Source organism: Sinomonas flava, from assembly GCF_039531875.1.
GTDB lineage: Bacteria > Actinomycetota > Actinomycetes > Actinomycetales > Micrococcaceae > Sinomonas > Sinomonas flava.
The window spans coordinates 520,448-535,269 of sequence record NZ_BAAAQW010000005.1 but is presented as its reverse complement, the minus strand read 5'-3'; the positions used below and the strand labels follow the sequence as shown (position 1 = coordinate 535,269).

Sequence of the window (14,822 nt, the reverse complement as noted above, 5' to 3'; positions counted from 1 at the left end):
CGGCGCCTACCGGACGCGGGTGCCCGCCCGCCAGACCGCATGGGTGAGCGGCATCCCCGGCCGGTAGGCGAGGTGCGTGGCGGAGGGCGCGTCGAGCACGTGCAGGTCGGCGCGATGCCCGACGGCGACCGACCCCACCGCCCGCTTCCCGTCGGCGTCCTCCCCTGCGTTGCGGCGCAGGGCGAGCGCGCCGCCGAAGGTCGCGGCACGGACCGCCTCCTGGACTGAGAGCCCCATCTGGAGGACGGCGGTGGCGACGCAGAAGTTCATCGAGCTCGTGTAGCTCGTGCCAGGGTTGCAGTTGGAGGCGATCGCGATCTGGACGCCGGCGTCGAGGAGGGCCCGGGCCGGGGCGAGGGGTGCGCGGGTCGAGAGGTCGCACGCGGGCAGGACGGTCGCGACGGTGCCGGCTGTGGCAACCACGCCGGCGCCTCCGGGCGATCCCGCCGCGGCCCATCCCTCCCATGTCCCGGCGAGTGCCTCGAGGTCCGCGTCGTCCACGAAGTTCACGTGGTCCACGCTCGCGGCGCCGACCTCGACGGCGAGACGTACCCCTGGGCCGCGGCCGAGCTGGTTGCCGTGCACCCGGAGCCCGAGCCCGGCGTCGCGGCACGCGAGCAGGACCCGCCGCGACTGGTCCTCGGTGAAGGCTCCCCGGTCGCAGAAGACATCGGCCCAGCGCACGTGCGGCCGCACGGCCTCGAGCATCTCGCCGCAGACGAGCTCGGTGTATGCCTCCGGGTCTGCCCCCGCCGGGACGAGGTGCGCCCCGAGGTAGGTGACCTCGTCGGCGACCTCGCCCGCGAGGACGGCGCTGCGCCGCTCGTTCTCGACGTCGAGCCCGTACCCGGTCTTGGTCTCGAGGTAGGTCGTCCCGCCGGCGACGGCCTCGGCGACGCGGGCGGCGAGCAGGCGCCGCAGCTCGCCGTCGGACGCGGCGCGGGTGGCCGCCGTCGTGACCCCGATGCCGCCGGCCGCGTAGGCCTGGCCAGCCATGCGCGCCTCGAACTCGGCGGTCCGGTCGCCGGCGAAGACGAGGTGCGAGTGCGAGTCGACCCAGCCCGGCAGGACGGCGCGGCCGCCCGCGTCGTACCGCTCGTCGGCGGCGGGCGCGGACGACGACCGCCCGACCCACGCGATCCGCTCGCCCTCGAGCACGACGGCGGCGCCGCGGATGACGCCTGCGGCCCCGCCGGAGCCGAGGCTCGCCTCGCCCGCGAGGTGCTGGGTGGAGAGCTCGCCGATGTTGTCGATGAGGAGGGTCATGCCTCCATCTTCACGTCCGGACCGAGAGGCGGTGCGGATCCAGGGCCCGCTGTGTCTCCGATACCGGACTCGCCCCCGACCGGAGCGCATCGGGACCCGCCAGCAGCGCGGCGGCGGCATCCTCAGCGAGGGCCGAGGAGGTCTGGAAGCCGTAGCCGCCCTGTCCGGCGAGCCAGAAGAACCCGGGGCCCTCGGGGTCGAAGCCGAGCACCGGCAGCCCGTCCTTGGGCGAGGTGCGCAGCCCGGTCCACGCCTTCACGATGCCGGTGACCCTGAGGTCTGCGACGGACCGGATGAGCTCCAGGGTGGCCTCGATGTCGCCGGGGCGCGGGACGGCGTCCTCGGCCCGGCTCGGCTCGGCCTCGCTCGGGGAGACCAGGGCTCCGGCCTCGTCGGGGCGGAAGTACCACGTGTTGTCCGCGGCGGCCACCATGGGCAGGTCCGGATCGAGCGGCTCGGCGAGCGAGACGATGGCTGCGGTGCGCCGGTAGGGCTGGAGGCCGAGCCGCTCGACGCCGAAGAGGATGGCGAGGTCGTCTGCCCACGCCCCGGCGGCGTTGACCACGTTGGCCGCGTGGAAGCCCTCGGCGCCCGCGCCCACGAGCCAGCCCTCACCGACCCTCTGGGCCGTGTGGACGGGCGAGCCGACCTGGATCTCGACGCCGCCGGCGCGGGCCCTCTCCTCGTGGTAGGCCAGCAGCGCGGCGGCATCCACGCGGACGGAGTCGGAGTCGAGGGCCGCGGCCTCGAACGCGTCCTCGCGGAGCTGGGGTACGAGAGTGCGGGCCTGGTCGCGGCGCAGCGGCTGCATGCCGGCATGGGACGCCTGGCCCACGTCCGCCCAGGTTCCCACGAGCATGAACCGGCTGGGCCACACGAGCGGGCGGCCCCCGGCCGCAGAGCCTGCGTCCGCCGCTCCCGCGAGTTTGGCGAGCGTGCGGCGGGTGAGGTCCTGGACGGGCGCTGGGCCGTAGCTCGGGATGAGCTGCTGCGCCGAGCGTGCTGACGTGTGGTACGCGAGGGAGGGTTCCGCCTCGACCAGCGCGACGCGGCACTTCCCGGCGAGCTCGGCGGCGAGGGAGAGGCCGGCGATGCCGCCTCCCACGATGAGGACATCGACGTCATGGGTGCTGTTCGTGGTGGCGCTCATGGGCCCACTCTAGCCCGGGCGTGAGGCAGCCCACAGGGGGCCGATGGACTCTAGCCAGCGCCTGTCCCCTGCCCGGCGACCGCCTTGCGGGCCGCGGCGAACGCGTGCACGGCCGTCTCGACGTCGTCGGCGGTGTGGGCGGCGGAGAGCTGGACGCGGATCCGGGCGAGGCCCTTCGGGACCACCGGGTACGAGAATGCCGTCACGTACACCCCGTGGGCGAGCATCTCGGCGGCGATGCGCCCGGCGAGCGCCGCGTCGCCGAACATGACGGGCACGATGGCGTGCTCGCCGGGGAGCAGGTCGAAGCCCTCCTCGCCCATGCGGCGCCGGAAGAGGGCCGCATTGGCGAAGAGCCGCTCGCGCAGCTCGCCGGAGTCGGCCACGAGGTCGAGGGCGCGCAGGGTCGCGGCGACGATTGCGGGGGCCACAGAGTTGGAGAAGAGGTACGGCCGGGCCCTCTGCCGCAGCATGGCGACGATCTCCGCGCGTCCCGAGACGTAGCCGCCGGAGGCGCCGCCGAGGGCCTTGCCGAACGTGCCCGTGTAGATGTCCACCCGGTCCGAGACGCCCGCATGCTCGGGGGTGCCGGCGCCGGTGGCGCCCATGAAGCCCACGGCGTGCGAGTCGTCGACCATGACCATCGCACCGTACTTCTCGGCGAGGTCGCAGATCTCGGCCAGGGGCGCGAGGTAGCCGTCCATCGAGAACACGCCGTCGGTGACGACGAGCACCCGACGCGCCCCCGCGCCGTCGTGCATCGCCGCGGCCTCCTGGAGGCGGGCCTCGAGCTCGCCCATGTCCCGGTTGGCGTAGCGCAGCCGGGCGGCCTTGCAGAGGCGGATCCCGTCGATGATCGAGGCGTGGTTGAGGGCGTCGGAGATGACGGCGTCCTCGGGCCCGAGGAGCGCCTCGAACACACCGCCGTTGGCGTCGAAGCAGCTCGAGAACAGGATCGCCGCCTCCGTGCCGAGAAACTCGGAGAGCCGACGCTCGAGGGCGAGGTGGGCGTCCTGCGTGCCGCAGATGAACCGCACCGACGCCATGCCGAACCCGCGCTCGTCGAGGGCCTGCTTCGCGGCGGCGATGAGGTCCGGGTGGTCGGCCAGGCCGAGGTAGTTGTTGGCGCAGAAGTTCAGGACCTCCCCGGCCGGCTGTCCGAGGTTGCCAGCCTGGATGTGGGCCGACTGCGGCGAGTCGATGTGCCGCTCCTCCTTGAAGGTCCCGGCGGCGCGGATCTCGTCGAGCTCCGCGGCGAGCTGGTCCTTGATGCCTGCAAACATGTGTGTCCTCTCCTCTTCGCGTTCCGCGGGCTCAGACGCCGGACCAGTCCAGCACCACTTTGCCGCCGGTGCCAGAGCGGGCGACGGCGAACCCCTCCTCCCAGCGCTCGGCCGGGAGGACGTCGGTCACTACCGAGGCGACATGGCGCCGCAGGACGGGGTTCGAGGACAGCATGGCGCTCATGGCGTACCAGGTCTCGAACATCTCGCGGCCGTAGATGCCCTTGAGCGTGAGCATGTGGGTGACGACCTTGCCCCAGTCCATCTCGGCAGCCTCGGCTGGCAGGCCCAGGAGGGCAATCCGTCCGCCGTGGTTCATGTTCTCGATCATCCCCTGCAGCGCGGCGGGACGCCCGGACATCTCGAAGCCCACGTCGAAGCCCTCGAGCATGCCGAGCTCGCGCTGGGCCTCGGCGACGGTCATGCGCGAGACGTCGACGGCGAGGTCCGCGCCCATCTGCCGCGCCAGGTCCAGCCTCTGGGCCGAGACATCGGTGATGGCGATCTTCCGGGCCCCCGCATGCCGGGCGACCGAGATGGCCATGAGCCCGATCGGCCCTGCCCCGGTGATGAGCACATCCTCGCCGACGAGCGGGAAGCTGAGCGCCGTGTGGACGGCGTTGCCGAACGGGTCGAAGATCGCCCCGAGTTCGGGCGTGACCGACGGGTCGTGATGGACCCAGGCGTTGGCCTCGGGGATCACGACGTACTCGGCGAAGGCCCCGTCGCGCTGCACGCCGACGCTGACGACGTTGATGCACATCTGTCGGCGGCCTGCCCGGCAGTTGCGGCACATCCCGCACACGATGTGGCCCTCGCCCGAGACGCGGTCCCCCACCCGGACCTCCCGCACATCCTCGCCCACCTCGACGACCTCCCCGTAGAACTCGTGCCCCGGCACGAGCGGGGTGACGAGCATCGACTGGGCGCTCGCGTCCCACGCCTGGATGTGCAGGTCCGTTCCGCAGATCCCGGTGGCGAGCACACGGATCTTGACGTCCGCGGGCCCAGCCTGCGGCTCGGGTCGGTCGGTGAGCTCGAGACCGGGCTGCGGGCCGGGCTTGTAGAGGGCCTTCATGGGCCCATTCAAGGCCAGACGGCGGGTCACGACAACGGGGGCGCGCGATCAGCGGAGCCGGTTGCGCCCTGCGGCGCGGACTCCCGGGCTGCGCTGCGGCGCGATGAGCACGAGTGCCGGGTAGGTGATGAGCGCGAGGGCCGCGTGCATGAGCACGAGCACGCCGACGGCCGCCGCGGGCTGGCCCTTCAGGAGGATCCATGCGTCGGGCGCGAGGCCGGCCACCGTCACCGCCACGGCGAGCCACAGGAAAGGCTTCCACGCCCTTGAGGAGAGCCACGCCATGGCCGGCCAGGCGAGGCACGCGAGCACCACACCGACCACTGTCAGCTTCGTGTACTCGCCGAACTGGAAGTGCTCGTAGCCGGCCAGGTCCGGCATCGCGGCTACCGCAGCGCCAGCGAGCGCTGCGCAGGCCATGACCGACCCGACAACCGCGACTACGCTCGCGACGACGAAGCGTGCGAGGGAGGGCTGGCGCCGCCCCTTCGGGAAGTCCAGGTCGAAGGCGCGCGCCGCGCGCTCGGCCAGAGGGCTCCGAAGGGCTCGGGCGGTGGGGTGCTGCTCGGACACGCGGTTCCTCCTGGGACGGGCTCAGATGAAGCAGTCCCAGACTAGGAGCGCGGTTCTAAGGGGCCTCTAAGAAGAGGCCTGCAGGGGCTTCAGGAGGAGACAGAGCCAGTTGCCGACGGGCTGGGCGACGGCGACTGCGGCTGGGCCGGGCTGCTGCCGTTCTGGTGCTTCATGTGGCCCTTGCCGTTCTGGCCGTTGTGGCCCTTGCCGTTCTGGCCGTTCTGGCTGCCCGGGGTGGGGAACGGGCCCTTCATGACCTGCTCGGCAGTGTCCGTGCTCCCGGATCGCATGGCCCGGACGGCCACCTCGTCTCCGACCTTGAGGTCTCCGGCGGTGAGCGCAGCGCCCTTCTGGCCGGCAGCGTGGATCTTGGTGTCGCCGCTGAGGGCGTACGAGTGCTCATACCCATCTTCGCTCTTGACCGTGAGCCTCGTGCCCGTGGCCTCGGTGACGGTCCCGCGCTGCGAGACGACCGTCGCGAACGTCCCGTCGCTCTTCTTGACCGTCATCTCGCCGTGGAGGCCGCCCAGGGCCAGACCGCGCCCGAAGGCGTGCCCCTTCCCCTGACTGCCCTGTCCCTGGCCGCCCTGCCCCTGACTGCCGTGGGAGGGGGCTGATCCCTGCGAGGGCGCGGACGGGGACGGCGTCGAGGCGGCCCAGACAGCGGCACCGCCCCCGCCTGCCAGCCCGAGGGCGAGGGCTCCGATGACGATGCCGCGGCGAACGCGGTGTGGCGTGGTAGAACTCATGACTCCATCTTGCGCCGCTGGGACCGGAAGCTGTGCGGAACCCGTGGCAACTGACAGGAAACCGCTAGGAGCGTCACAGGTTCAGTTCTCGAAGAGGCAGAACGGGTGCCCGTCCGGGTCGAAGAAGACGAGGACGTCGTCCTGGGGCTGGTGGTCGGCCCTCCGCGCACCGCACTCCTTCGCGTGCGCGGCTGCCTTCTCGAGGTCGTCGACAAGCAGGTCGAGGTGCATCATCATCTGCTGCTTCCCCGGTTCCTCGGGCCAGACAGGACGCTCAAAGTCCTCCTCGAACTGGAACGAGAGCTTCGGGCCCCCGGCCGGGTTGAGCACGGTGGCCCATTCCCGCTCGTCGTCGCCCAGTTCCCAGCCCAGCAGGTTGGCGTAGAAGCGGGCCGCAGCCTGAGGATCCGGGGTGCCGAGGACGGTGGCGTGGTACTGGATGAGCGGCGACATGGGGCCACCCTACGCACGAGGCGCCCCGCGCCGGAAGGTTCCGTGGTCCCTTCCGGTGCGGGGCGCCGTCGTGCGCTGTTCCCGGCACAGTGCCGGGTGAGCTCGGCTACGCGTTGACGCCGAGCCTCTCGAGGATCAGCTCCTTGACGCGGCCGGCGTCGGCCTGGCCGCGGGTGGCCTTCATGACGCCGCCGACGATCGCGCCGACGGCCTGGACCTTGCCGCCGCGGATCTTGTCCGCGACGTCGGGCTGGGCGGCGAGCGCGGCGTCGATCGCCTCGAGGAGGGGGCCGTCGTCGGAGACGAGGACGAGCCCGCGGGCCTCCATGACCTCCGTCGGGGTGCCCTCGCCGGCGATGACGCCGTCGAGCACCTGGCCGGCCATCTTGTTGTTGAGCTTGCCACCCTCGACGAGGCCGTTGAGCTCCACGATCGCGGCCGGGGTCACGCCGAGCTCGGCCGGGTCGACATCGGCGGCCTTGGCGCGGCCGACGATCTCGCCCATCCACCACTTGCGCGCAGCCTGCGGGGTCGCGCCGGCAGCGATCGTCTCCTCGACCGAGTCCATGACACCGGCGTTGACCACGTCGCGGAACTCGGCGTCAGCGTAGCCCCAGGCATCCTTGAGGCGCTTGCGGCGCTCGGCCGGCGGCTCGGGCAGGGACGCACGGAGCTCCTCGACCCACTCGCGGCTCGGGACCACGGGCACAAGGTCCGGCTCAGGGAAGTAGCGGTAGTCGTCGGCGTCGCTCTTGGGGCGGCCGGCCGTCGTCGTGCGCGTGTCCTCATGCCAGTGGCGGGTCTCCTGGGTGACCTTCTCGCCCGCCGACAGGACCGCAGCGTGGCGCTGGATCTCGAACCGCACGGCGTGCTCCACCGAGCGCAGCGAGTTGACGTTCTTCGTCTCGGACCGGATGCCGAACTTGTCCGCACCCTTCGGCATGAGCGAGACGTTCGCGTCGCAGCGGACGTTGCCTCGCTCCATGCGGGCGTCCGAGACGCCGAGGTTCTTCACGATCTCGCGGATCGCCGCGACGTAGGCACGGGCCAGCTCTGGCGCGCGAGAGCCCGCGCCGACGATCGGCTTGGTGACGATCTCGACGAGCGGCACGCCCGCGCGGTTGTAGTCCACGAGGGAGTACTCGGCGCCCTGGATACGGCCAGTCGCACCGCCCATGTGGGTGAGCTTGCCGGCGTCCTCCTCCATGTGCGCGCGCTCGATCTCGACGCGGAACACGGTCCCGTCCTCGAGCTCGATGTCGATCCAGCCGTCGTGGGCGATCGGCTCGTCGTACTGCGACGTCTGGAAGTTCTTCGGCGTGTCCGGGTAGAAGTAGTTCTTCCGCGCGAACCGGCAGGACTCGGCGATCTCGCAGTTCAGGGCGAGGCCGATCTTGATGCTCGACTCGACGGCGGCCCTGTTCACCACGGGCAGGACGCCGGGCATGCCGAGGTCCACCTCGTTGACGTTCGAGTTCGGCTGGTCGCCGAACACGTTCGGGGCCGAGGAGAACATCTTCGTCTTGGTGTTCAGCTCAACGTGGACCTCGAAGCCGAGGACCGGCTCGAAGCGCTCCATGGCCGTCTCGAAGGAGAGGATCTCGTCAGTGGATGCCATCGTTCGTTCTCTCCTTAGAGGGCCGGGGCCTGGGCGAGCAGCGGGCCGCCCCACTGCGCCTCGAGCAGGGATTCGAGCGCCGCGCCGACGCGGTACAGGCGCGCGTCCTCGCGGGCGGGGGCGAGGAGCTGGATGCCCACGGGCAGGCCGTCCTCCTCCGCGAGGCCGCCAGGCAGCGACAGGCCGGGGACACCGGCGAGGTTCGCCGGGATCGTCGCGACGTCGTTGAGGTACATGGCCAGCGGGTCGTCGAGCTTCTCTCCGAGCGGGAACGCCGTGGTGGGCGCCGTCGGGGAGATGAGGACGTCCGCCTGGGCGAACGCGTTGTCGAAGTCGCGCTGGATGAGCGTGCGGACCTTCTGCGCCGAACCGTAGTAGGCGTCGTAGTAGCCGGCCGAGAGGGCGTAGGTGCCGAGGATGATGCGGCGCTTGGCCTCGTCGCCGAACCCGGCGGCGCGGGTCGCGCCCATGACGCGCTCGATCGTCATGGGGCCGTCCTGGGGCAGGACCCGCAGTCCGTACCGGACGCCGTCGAACTTGGCGAGGTTGGAGGAGACCTCGCTCGGCATGATCAGGTAGTACGCGCCGAGGGCGTACTTGAAGTTCGGGCAGGAGACCTCGACGACCTGCGCGCCGGCGCCCTTGAGCAGCTCGAGCGCCTCGTGGAAGCGGGTCTCGACGCCGGCCTGGAAGCCCTCGCCGCCGAGTTCCTTCACGACGCCGATGCGGAGCCCCTCGAGGCCTCCACCGGCGGCGCCGGCCCTCGCGGCGGCGACCAGGGTGTCGAACGGGTCGGTGAGGGAGGTCGAGTCGAACGGGTCGTGGCCGCCCACGAGCTCCTGGAGCAGCGCCGAGTCCAGGACGGTGCGCGAGACGGGGCCGATCTGGTCCAGGCTCGACGCCATGGCGATCGCGCCGTAGCGGGACACCGCGCCGTAGGTGGGCTTGACGCCGACTGTGCCGGTAACAGCCCCGGGCTGGCGGATCGAGCCGCCCGTGTCGGTGCCGAGGGCCAGCGGGGCCTCGAAGGCGGCGACGGCCGCGGCGGAGCCGCCCCCGGAGCCGCCGGGGATGCGGTCCAGGTCCCATGGGTTGCGGGTCGGCCCGAACGCCGAGTGCTCGGTGGAGGAGCCCATGGCGAACTCGTCGAGGTTGGTCTTGCCGAGGATCGGCAGCTTCGCGGCCCGGATCTTCTTGATCACGGTCGCGTCGTAGGGGCTCATCCACCCCTCGAGGATGCGGGAGCCCGCCGTCGTGGGCTGCCCGACCGTGACGATGAGGTCCTTGATCGCGATCGGGACACCCGCGAGCGGGTGGAGGGCGGCGGCGTCGTCCCCGCCGGCGGCGCGGGCCGCGTCGACCTCGCGGGCGACGGCGAGCGCCTCCTCCGTGTTGACGTGCAGGAACGCGTGGACGCCGCGCTCCCCGCCGTCGACCTCCGCGATGCGGTCGAGGTGCGCCTGCGTGACCTCCTCGGAGGAGACCTCCTTGGCGGCGAGCCTCTCGGCGAGGGCCGAGGCGCTGGACGTGATGAGGTCGCTGAGGTTCTTCTCGCTCATGGGTTACTCCTCGTCCAGGATGGCCGGGACCTTGAAGCGGTCCTCGTCCGAGTCGGGGGCGCCTGAGAGCGCTTCGGCGGGGGTCAGGACGTGGCCGACGACGTCCTCGCGGAAGACGTTGCTCAGCGGGATCGGGTGGCTCGTGGCCGGGACGTCGGGCCCGGCGGCCTCGCTCACGCTCTTGACGGCGTCGACGATGTGGGCGAGTTCGCCCGCCATCTTGTCGAGTTCCGCCTCGCTCATCTCGATCCGCGCGAGCTGCGCGAGGTGCGCAACGTCGTCGCGAGTGATCTCAGCCATGGATCTCCCTGTGAAGTGGGTGCAGAAGGTTCGCGGTCCAGTCTAGTCGCGGGCCGGCGCGGACGACGGCGACCGCTCCCGCGCAGAGCCTCCCCACGCCTGAAGGTCACCTCCTGTTGGCCAATGCGCGGACAAAGACCAACAGGAGGTGACCTTCAGGACGTGACCCCCAGACGGAGGGGTGCGGGCTAGCCGATCGCGATCGCCCCCACGAGGAGGCCGACCGCGAGCATCACGAGCGAGATGACCGCCGTGCGCCACAGGACCAGCTTGTGGTGGTCGCCGAGCTCGACCTTCGCGAGCGAGACGAGCAGCAGGATCGCCGGGACGAGCGGGCTCTGCAGGTGGAACGGTTGGCCGGTGATGGAGGCGCGGGCCATGTCCGCCGCACCGATCCCATAGTGCGCGGCCGTCTCGGACAGGACGGGCAGGACCCCGAAGTAGAACGCGTCGTTGCTCATGAAGAACGTCATCGGGATGGACAGGATGCCCGTGATGACCGCCATGAACGGGCCCGCGTCCGCCGGGATGACCGAGACGAGCCAGGTGGACATCTCCGTCACGATCGTCGTCTCGCCGATCTTTCCGGTCAGCACGCCGGTGAGCACGGAGGCGGCCATCACCATGGACACGACGGCGACGACGCTCGGCGCGTGCGCCACGAGCTGCGCGGCCTGGTCCTTCACCCGCGGGAAGTTGACCACGAGCGCTACGGCCGCGCCGACCATGAACACGTACGCGAGGGGCAGGACATCCGCCACGAGCAGGACCATGATGCCCACCGTGAGGGCCAGGTTGAACCAGAACAGCTTCGGGCGCAGCGTCCTGCGGTGCGGGTCAAGCGCGGTGTCCGCCATGGCCGAGTCCATCTGGTCGACCAGCTCCGGCGCGTCGAGCAGCGCAACCCCGCCACCCGGCGTCGTGGGCGAGCCCTTCGGCGAGCCGAGGCCGCCGCCGTTCGAGGCGCCGCCGGACGAGGCGACGCCTGCAGCGGCCGCAGCGCCCGCCTCCGGGCCCCACAGCTCAGGGCGCTCGACGGCGAGCCGCTTCCGCTCGCGCAGACCGAGCCGCCAGGCGAAGAGCATGACGATCGCGAGGCCCGCGATGAGCGAGGGGACCATCGGGACGAAGACGTCGTTGACGTCGATCTTCAGCGCGGTCGCAGCGCGGGCGGTCGGGCCGCCCCACGGCAGGATGTTCATCGTGCCGTTCGCGAGGCCGGCGACGCAGGTCAAGACCACCGGGCTCAGCCCCAGGCGCAGGTACACCGGCAGCATCGCCGCGGTGGTGAGGATGAACGTGGTTGAGCCGTCGCCGTCGAGCGAGACCGCCGCGGCCAGGATGGCCGTGCCGAGCACGACCTTCGCCGGGTCGTTGCCCAGCTTGCGGAGGATGAACTTCACGAGCGGGTCGAACAGGCCCACGTCGATCATGAGCCCGAAGTACACGATCGCGAACATGAGCAGGGCGGCCGTGGGGGCCATGGACTTCAGGGACGTCATGACCATCGGGCCGATCCCGAGCCCCGCCCCAGCGAACAGGCCGAAGATGGTCGGGACGATGATCAGCGCAAGCACCGGGGTGAGCTTCTTCGTCATGATGAGCGCCATGAACACGGCGATCATCGCGAAGCCGAGCACTACCAGCATCGGTGGCTCCTCTCTTGTGAACCGCATCACCGCGGTGTGATGCGCGCTACGAAAGTAGCTGGGCCGCAGGACGCGCCCCGGGTTTGCCGGCATTGGCTGATCTTCTGCTCATTCGACGGGTTCTGCGCATTCTGCTCACCGCGTGGAACCGGGCCTACGATGGGCAGATGCGCTTCTCGACCCGCACCCTCCTGCTGCAGGTCGGGGCGGTCGCGCTCGCCGTCGTGCTTGCCGCGGGGGCCCACCTCTGGCTCGCCTACGAGCGCCTCTGGACCGAGGCGGAGCAGAACGCCCTCACCCTCGGCCGCACACTCGCCTCCGACCCGGTGCTGCGGCGTACGACGGCGCAGATCGCCGCCGGTGCCGGCACTCCCCCGCCCGCGGAGCTCGCCTCGGGGCCGGTGATGGCTGCAGCGGAGTCGGCACGGGCCAGCACGGGGGCGCTGTTCGTCGTCGTGACCGACGAGGAGGGGCTGCGGCTGGCGCACCCCGATCCGGCGCGGCTCGGCGAGCGGGTGAGCACGCCCCCGGATGTGGCGCTGTCCGGGCGCGAGGAGACCACCAGGAACACCGGGACCCTCGGCCCCTCGGTGGGTGCGAAGGTGCCCGTCCACGCCCCGGCCGGCGCTCCCCAGGGCGAGGGCTCGGTGGTGGGCGAGGTGAGCGTCGGGTACGCGCGCTCGGGCGTGGCCGAGGGGCTCGGCGCCGATGCCCTCGCCGTCGGGAGCACCGCGGTGCTGGCCCTCGCGGCCGGCGTCGTCGCGTCGCTCGCGCTGCGGCGGAGGCTCGCGCGGCTCACGCTCGGGCTCGAGCCGGAGGACATCGGCACCCTCGTCCAGGACCAGGAGGCCGTGCTGCGTGGGATCGACGAGGGCGTGGTCGGGGTCGGGCGGGACGGCCGGGTCACCGTCGCGAACGACGCCGCGCGGCGCTTCCTCGGCGTCGACCTCACCGGAGAGCGGTGGGACTCGGCGTCGGTGCCGGCCGAGCTGCGCGAACTGACGGCCGGCGACGTTCCCGCGGAGGCCGACGGCGGGACAGGGCGGCAGCTCGTCGTGGGCGAGCGGGTGCTCGTGGCCAGTGCGCGGCGCGTCGTGCATGCGCGGGAGGAACTCGGGTGGGTCGTCATGCTCCGCGACCGCACGGAGCTGCGCGGTCTCACCCGCCAGCTCGACGCGGTCGGCGCGCTCAGCGAGGCCCTGCGCGCCCAGCGGCACGAGTTCTCCAACCAGGTCCACACGGTGGCCGGTCTGCTGGACCTCGGCGAGGTGGCGGAGGCCCGCTCAGTGCTGGGGCGGCTGGGTGCGACCGGGCCCCTGAGCTTCCCGCTCGAGCAGGCCGAGCTGCTCGGAGACCCGAGCCTGCAGGCCTTCCTCGGGGCGAAGGGCATCGAGGCCTCGGAGCGCGGCGTCGTCCTGCGGCTCGGCGCCGAGACCCTCGTCCGGAACCCGGTGGCGGCCGCGCAGGACGTGACCACCGTGCTCGGCAACCTCGTCGACAACGCGGTGCGCGCCGCCGTCGCCGGCTCTCCGGATGCCGGCGGCGAACGCTGGGTGGAGGTCGAACTGCTCGACGACGGCCCCACGCTTCATGTCGTCGTCGCCGACTCGGGCGACGGCATCGGCGGGATCGAGCCGGAGCAGCTATTCGAGCGGGGGTTCACGACGGCGCCGCCCGCAGCGGAACAGCCCGGCGGCCACGGCCTGGGCCTGCACCTGTCGCGGCAGCTGGCGCGCCGGCACGGCGGAGACGTGTGGGTGATCTCCCCCGGGCGCCCCGGCGGGCCGGGGGCCGTCTTCGGTGCCCGCATCGTGGGGCTGACGGACGAGGAGAAGGCGGACCGGGACTCGAGGCTCGGACGGGCCGGTCCCAGGGGGAGGACGGGGAATGGCTGATCTGAGGGTGCTCATCGTCGACGACGACTTCCACGTCGCCCGGCTCCACGCCACGTGGGTCGACGCGGTGCCCGGCTTCGCGGCGCTGGCCCCGGTAGGGACGGCGGCGCTCGCGCTCCAGGCCGCCCACTCGCTGCGGCCCGACCTCGTGCTGCTCGACACCTACCTTCCGGACACGACCGGGCTCGAGCTCCTGCGCACGATCGACACGGACGCGATCATGCTCACGGCCGCATCCGATCCGGAGTCCGTCCGGACGGCCCTGCGCCGCGGGGCGCTCGGGTACCTCATCAAGCCGTTCAGCGCCGACGACCTCGCCGCAGCCCTGCGCGGCTACGCCCGGTACCGGCGGGTGCTGGCGGGGACCGGCTCGCTCGACCAGGCCGGGCTCGACCGGGCCCGGCGCGCGCTGCTCGGGGGCGCGGACGCGCCGTCGTCGGGGGGCCCGAGCCGGTCCCGTTCAGCGACCGAAACCGCCGTGCTTGAGGCTCTCGCGCAGGGTCCAGGCTCCGCCCGGGCACTGCTGTCCGCGGCCGAGGTTGCCGCCGTCGTCGGCGTCTCGCGGGCCACGGCGCAGCGGTACCTCGCGGCGCTCGCCGAGGACGGCGCGGTGGAAATCCAGCTCCGCTACGGCTCGACGGGGCGCCCCGAGCACCGCTACGGACTCTCCGCCTGACCCGAGGTCACCCCGTGTGCCGCCGAGATCACCCCAGACCTGAGGTCAGAGTGGTTTGACGTACACGGGCAGCCAGATGTCGGTGCCCGGAATAGGCCAGTCGCGCTCGGGCGCACGCTCGTAGCCCAGCCGCGGGTAGAGGGCGTTCGGCCCCTCCCAGCCAACCCCTGTGGTGAGCACGACGGCGCTCGCGCCGGCCCGCCGGGCTCTCGCCTCGACCTCGCGGACCAAGGCGCTCCCAGCCCCACTGCGCTGGACTGCGGGGTCGACGACGAGGAGCCGGAACTCGAACTCGCCCTCCGTGGCGACCTGCTCGAAGCCGTCGCCGAACGCCATGACCGTGACGGAGGCGACGATCCTTCCGCCTCGTTCAGCGACCAGGACGGTGCCTCGCGCAGCCCGGTAGGCGACGTCCGCCACCTGCCTCATGTACGGGTGCTCCGGGTCCTCGAAATACCCTGCCGCGAGGTACGCCTCGGCGGCAATGCGGGCGATCTCGGGATAGTCCTCAGCGACCGCCTCGCGGATGGCCAGAGGGTGCGCGATCTCGCGCTCCGAGGGGTCAGCCACCCC

14 protein-coding genes and 1 pseudogene are annotated in these 14,822 nt (G+C 72.1%); 3 read left to right on the top strand and 12 right to left on the bottom strand.

The genetic code is table 11. From position 1 onward, the window contains the following. Nucleotides 1-6 precede the first annotated feature (6 nt). The 11 genes from ABD298_RS10820 to ABD298_RS10770 form a co-directional block, all read right to left on the bottom strand. On the bottom strand, nucleotides 7-1,266 hold the full coding sequence (locus tag ABD298_RS10820) for an amidohydrolase family protein (protein ID WP_344299694.1): 1,260 nt from the start codon (nucleotides 1,264-1,266) through the stop codon (nucleotides 7-9). 10 nt (nucleotides 1,267-1,276) lie between these two features. Further along, entirely contained in the window at nucleotides 1,277-2,416 is a 1,140-nt protein-coding gene (locus tag ABD298_RS10815) for an NAD(P)/FAD-dependent oxidoreductase (protein WP_344299693.1), read from the bottom strand. A 50-nt stretch (nucleotides 2,417-2,466) separates the two neighbouring features. Continuing rightward, on the bottom strand, nucleotides 2,467-3,699 hold the full coding sequence (locus ABD298_RS10810; protein ID WP_344299692.1) for a glycine C-acetyltransferase: 1,233 nt from the start codon (nucleotides 3,697-3,699) through the stop codon (nucleotides 2,467-2,469). Nucleotides 3,700-3,730: 31 nt separating this feature from the next. Beyond that, nucleotides 3,731-4,777: an L-threonine 3-dehydrogenase gene (gene tdh / locus ABD298_RS10805; protein WP_344299691.1), complete on the bottom strand. Its 1,047-nt coding sequence runs from the start codon at nucleotides 4,775-4,777 to the stop codon at nucleotides 3,731-3,733. Between the two features lie 48 nt (nucleotides 4,778-4,825). Continuing rightward, a complete protein-coding gene (locus tag ABD298_RS10800; RefSeq protein ID WP_344299690.1) occupies nucleotides 4,826-5,350 on the bottom strand; it encodes a DUF6069 family protein in 525 nt (174 codons plus the stop codon). 89 nt (nucleotides 5,351-5,439) lie between these two features. Next, nucleotides 5,440-6,099 (bottom strand): hypothetical protein, encoded by a 660-nt coding sequence (locus ABD298_RS10795; RefSeq protein WP_344299689.1) that lies wholly within the window; start codon nucleotides 6,097-6,099, stop codon nucleotides 5,440-5,442. A gap of 81 nt (nucleotides 6,100-6,180) precedes the next feature. Beyond that, entirely contained in the window at nucleotides 6,181-6,552 is a 372-nt protein-coding gene (locus ABD298_RS10790) for a VOC family protein (RefSeq protein ID WP_344299688.1), read from the bottom strand. A 106-nt stretch (nucleotides 6,553-6,658) separates the two neighbouring features. Continuing rightward, the gene (gatB, locus tag ABD298_RS10785) at nucleotides 6,659-8,170 is read right to left on the bottom strand and encodes an Asp-tRNA(Asn)/Glu-tRNA(Gln) amidotransferase subunit GatB (protein ID WP_344299687.1); all 1,512 of its coding nucleotides are present in this window, start codon (nucleotides 8,168-8,170) and stop codon (nucleotides 6,659-6,661) included. 14 nt (nucleotides 8,171-8,184) lie between these two features. After that, the gene (gatA, locus tag ABD298_RS10780) at nucleotides 8,185-9,729 is read right to left on the bottom strand and encodes an Asp-tRNA(Asn)/Glu-tRNA(Gln) amidotransferase subunit GatA (protein ID WP_344299685.1); all 1,545 of its coding nucleotides are present in this window, start codon (nucleotides 9,727-9,729) and stop codon (nucleotides 8,185-8,187) included. Between the two features lie 3 nt (nucleotides 9,730-9,732). Beyond that, nucleotides 9,733-10,029, bottom strand: coding sequence for an Asp-tRNA(Asn)/Glu-tRNA(Gln) amidotransferase subunit GatC (gatC, locus tag ABD298_RS10775; protein WP_208712112.1), 297 nt, complete (start codon nucleotides 10,027-10,029; stop codon nucleotides 9,733-9,735). Nucleotides 10,030-10,217: 188 nt separating this feature from the next. Further along, nucleotides 10,218-11,678 (bottom strand): CitMHS family transporter, encoded by a 1,461-nt coding sequence (locus tag ABD298_RS10770; protein WP_344299684.1) that lies wholly within the window; start codon nucleotides 11,676-11,678, stop codon nucleotides 10,218-10,220. Between the two features lie 167 nt (nucleotides 11,679-11,845). Here ABD298_RS10770 and ABD298_RS18695 point away from each other — a divergent pair. From ABD298_RS18695 to ABD298_RS10760, 3 genes and pseudogenes are all read left to right on the top strand, one after another. Then, nucleotides 11,846-12,367 (top strand): annotated as a pseudogene (locus ABD298_RS18695) (histidine kinase); the annotation flags it as partial. Nucleotides 12,368-12,805: 438 nt separating this feature from the next. Next, a complete protein-coding gene (locus tag ABD298_RS18690; RefSeq protein ID WP_425564389.1) occupies nucleotides 12,806-13,573 on the top strand; it encodes a sensor histidine kinase in 768 nt (255 codons plus the stop codon). Next, complete coding sequence (locus ABD298_RS10760; RefSeq protein ID WP_344299682.1) at nucleotides 13,566-14,249, top strand: response regulator; 684 nt, start codon at nucleotides 13,566-13,568, stop codon at nucleotides 14,247-14,249. Before ABD298_RS18690 ends, ABD298_RS10760 begins: the two co-directional genes overlap by 8 nt. A 45-nt stretch (nucleotides 14,250-14,294) precedes the next feature. Here the strand turns inward: ABD298_RS10760 and ABD298_RS10755 are convergent, their stop codons facing one another. Beyond that, entirely contained in the window at nucleotides 14,295-14,819 is a 525-nt protein-coding gene (locus ABD298_RS10755) for a GNAT family N-acetyltransferase (RefSeq protein WP_344299681.1), read from the bottom strand. Nucleotides 14,820-14,822: the final 3 nt, after the last annotated feature.

Coding starts and splice junctions, on each gene's coding strand:
- ABD298_RS10820 (WP_344299694.1), bottom strand. CDS start 1,266: ATGACCCTCCTCATCGACAACATCGGCGAGCTCTCCACCCAGCACCTC.
- ABD298_RS10815 (WP_344299693.1), bottom strand. CDS start 2,416: ATGAGCGCCACCACGAACAGCACCCATGACGTCGATGTCCTCATCGTG.
- ABD298_RS10810 (WP_344299692.1), bottom strand. CDS start 3,699: ATGTTTGCAGGCATCAAGGACCAGCTCGCCGCGGAGCTCGACGAGATC.
- tdh (WP_344299691.1), bottom strand. CDS start 4,777: ATGAAGGCCCTCTACAAGCCCGGCCCGCAGCCCGGTCTCGAGCTCACC.
- ABD298_RS10795 (WP_344299689.1), bottom strand. CDS start 6,099: ATGAGTTCTACCACGCCACACCGCGTTCGCCGCGGCATCGTCATCGGA.
- ABD298_RS10790 (WP_344299688.1), bottom strand. CDS start 6,552: ATGTCGCCGCTCATCCAGTACCACGCCACCGTCCTCGGCACCCCGGAT.
- gatB (WP_344299687.1), bottom strand. CDS start 8,170: ATGGCATCCACTGACGAGATCCTCTCCTTCGAGACGGCCATGGAGCGC.
- gatA (WP_344299685.1), bottom strand. CDS start 9,729: ATGAGCGAGAAGAACCTCAGCGACCTCATCACGTCCAGCGCCTCGGCC.
- gatC (WP_208712112.1), bottom strand. CDS start 10,029: ATGGCTGAGATCACTCGCGACGACGTTGCGCACCTCGCGCAGCTCGCG.
- ABD298_RS10770 (WP_344299684.1), bottom strand. CDS start 11,678: ATGCTGGTAGTGCTCGGCTTCGCGATGATCGCCGTGTTCATGGCGCTC.
- ABD298_RS18690 (WP_425564389.1), top strand. CDS start 12,806: ATGCTCCGCGACCGCACGGAGCTGCGCGGTCTCACCCGCCAGCTCGAC.
- ABD298_RS10760 (WP_344299682.1), top strand. CDS start 13,566: ATGGCTGATCTGAGGGTGCTCATCGTCGACGACGACTTCCACGTCGCC.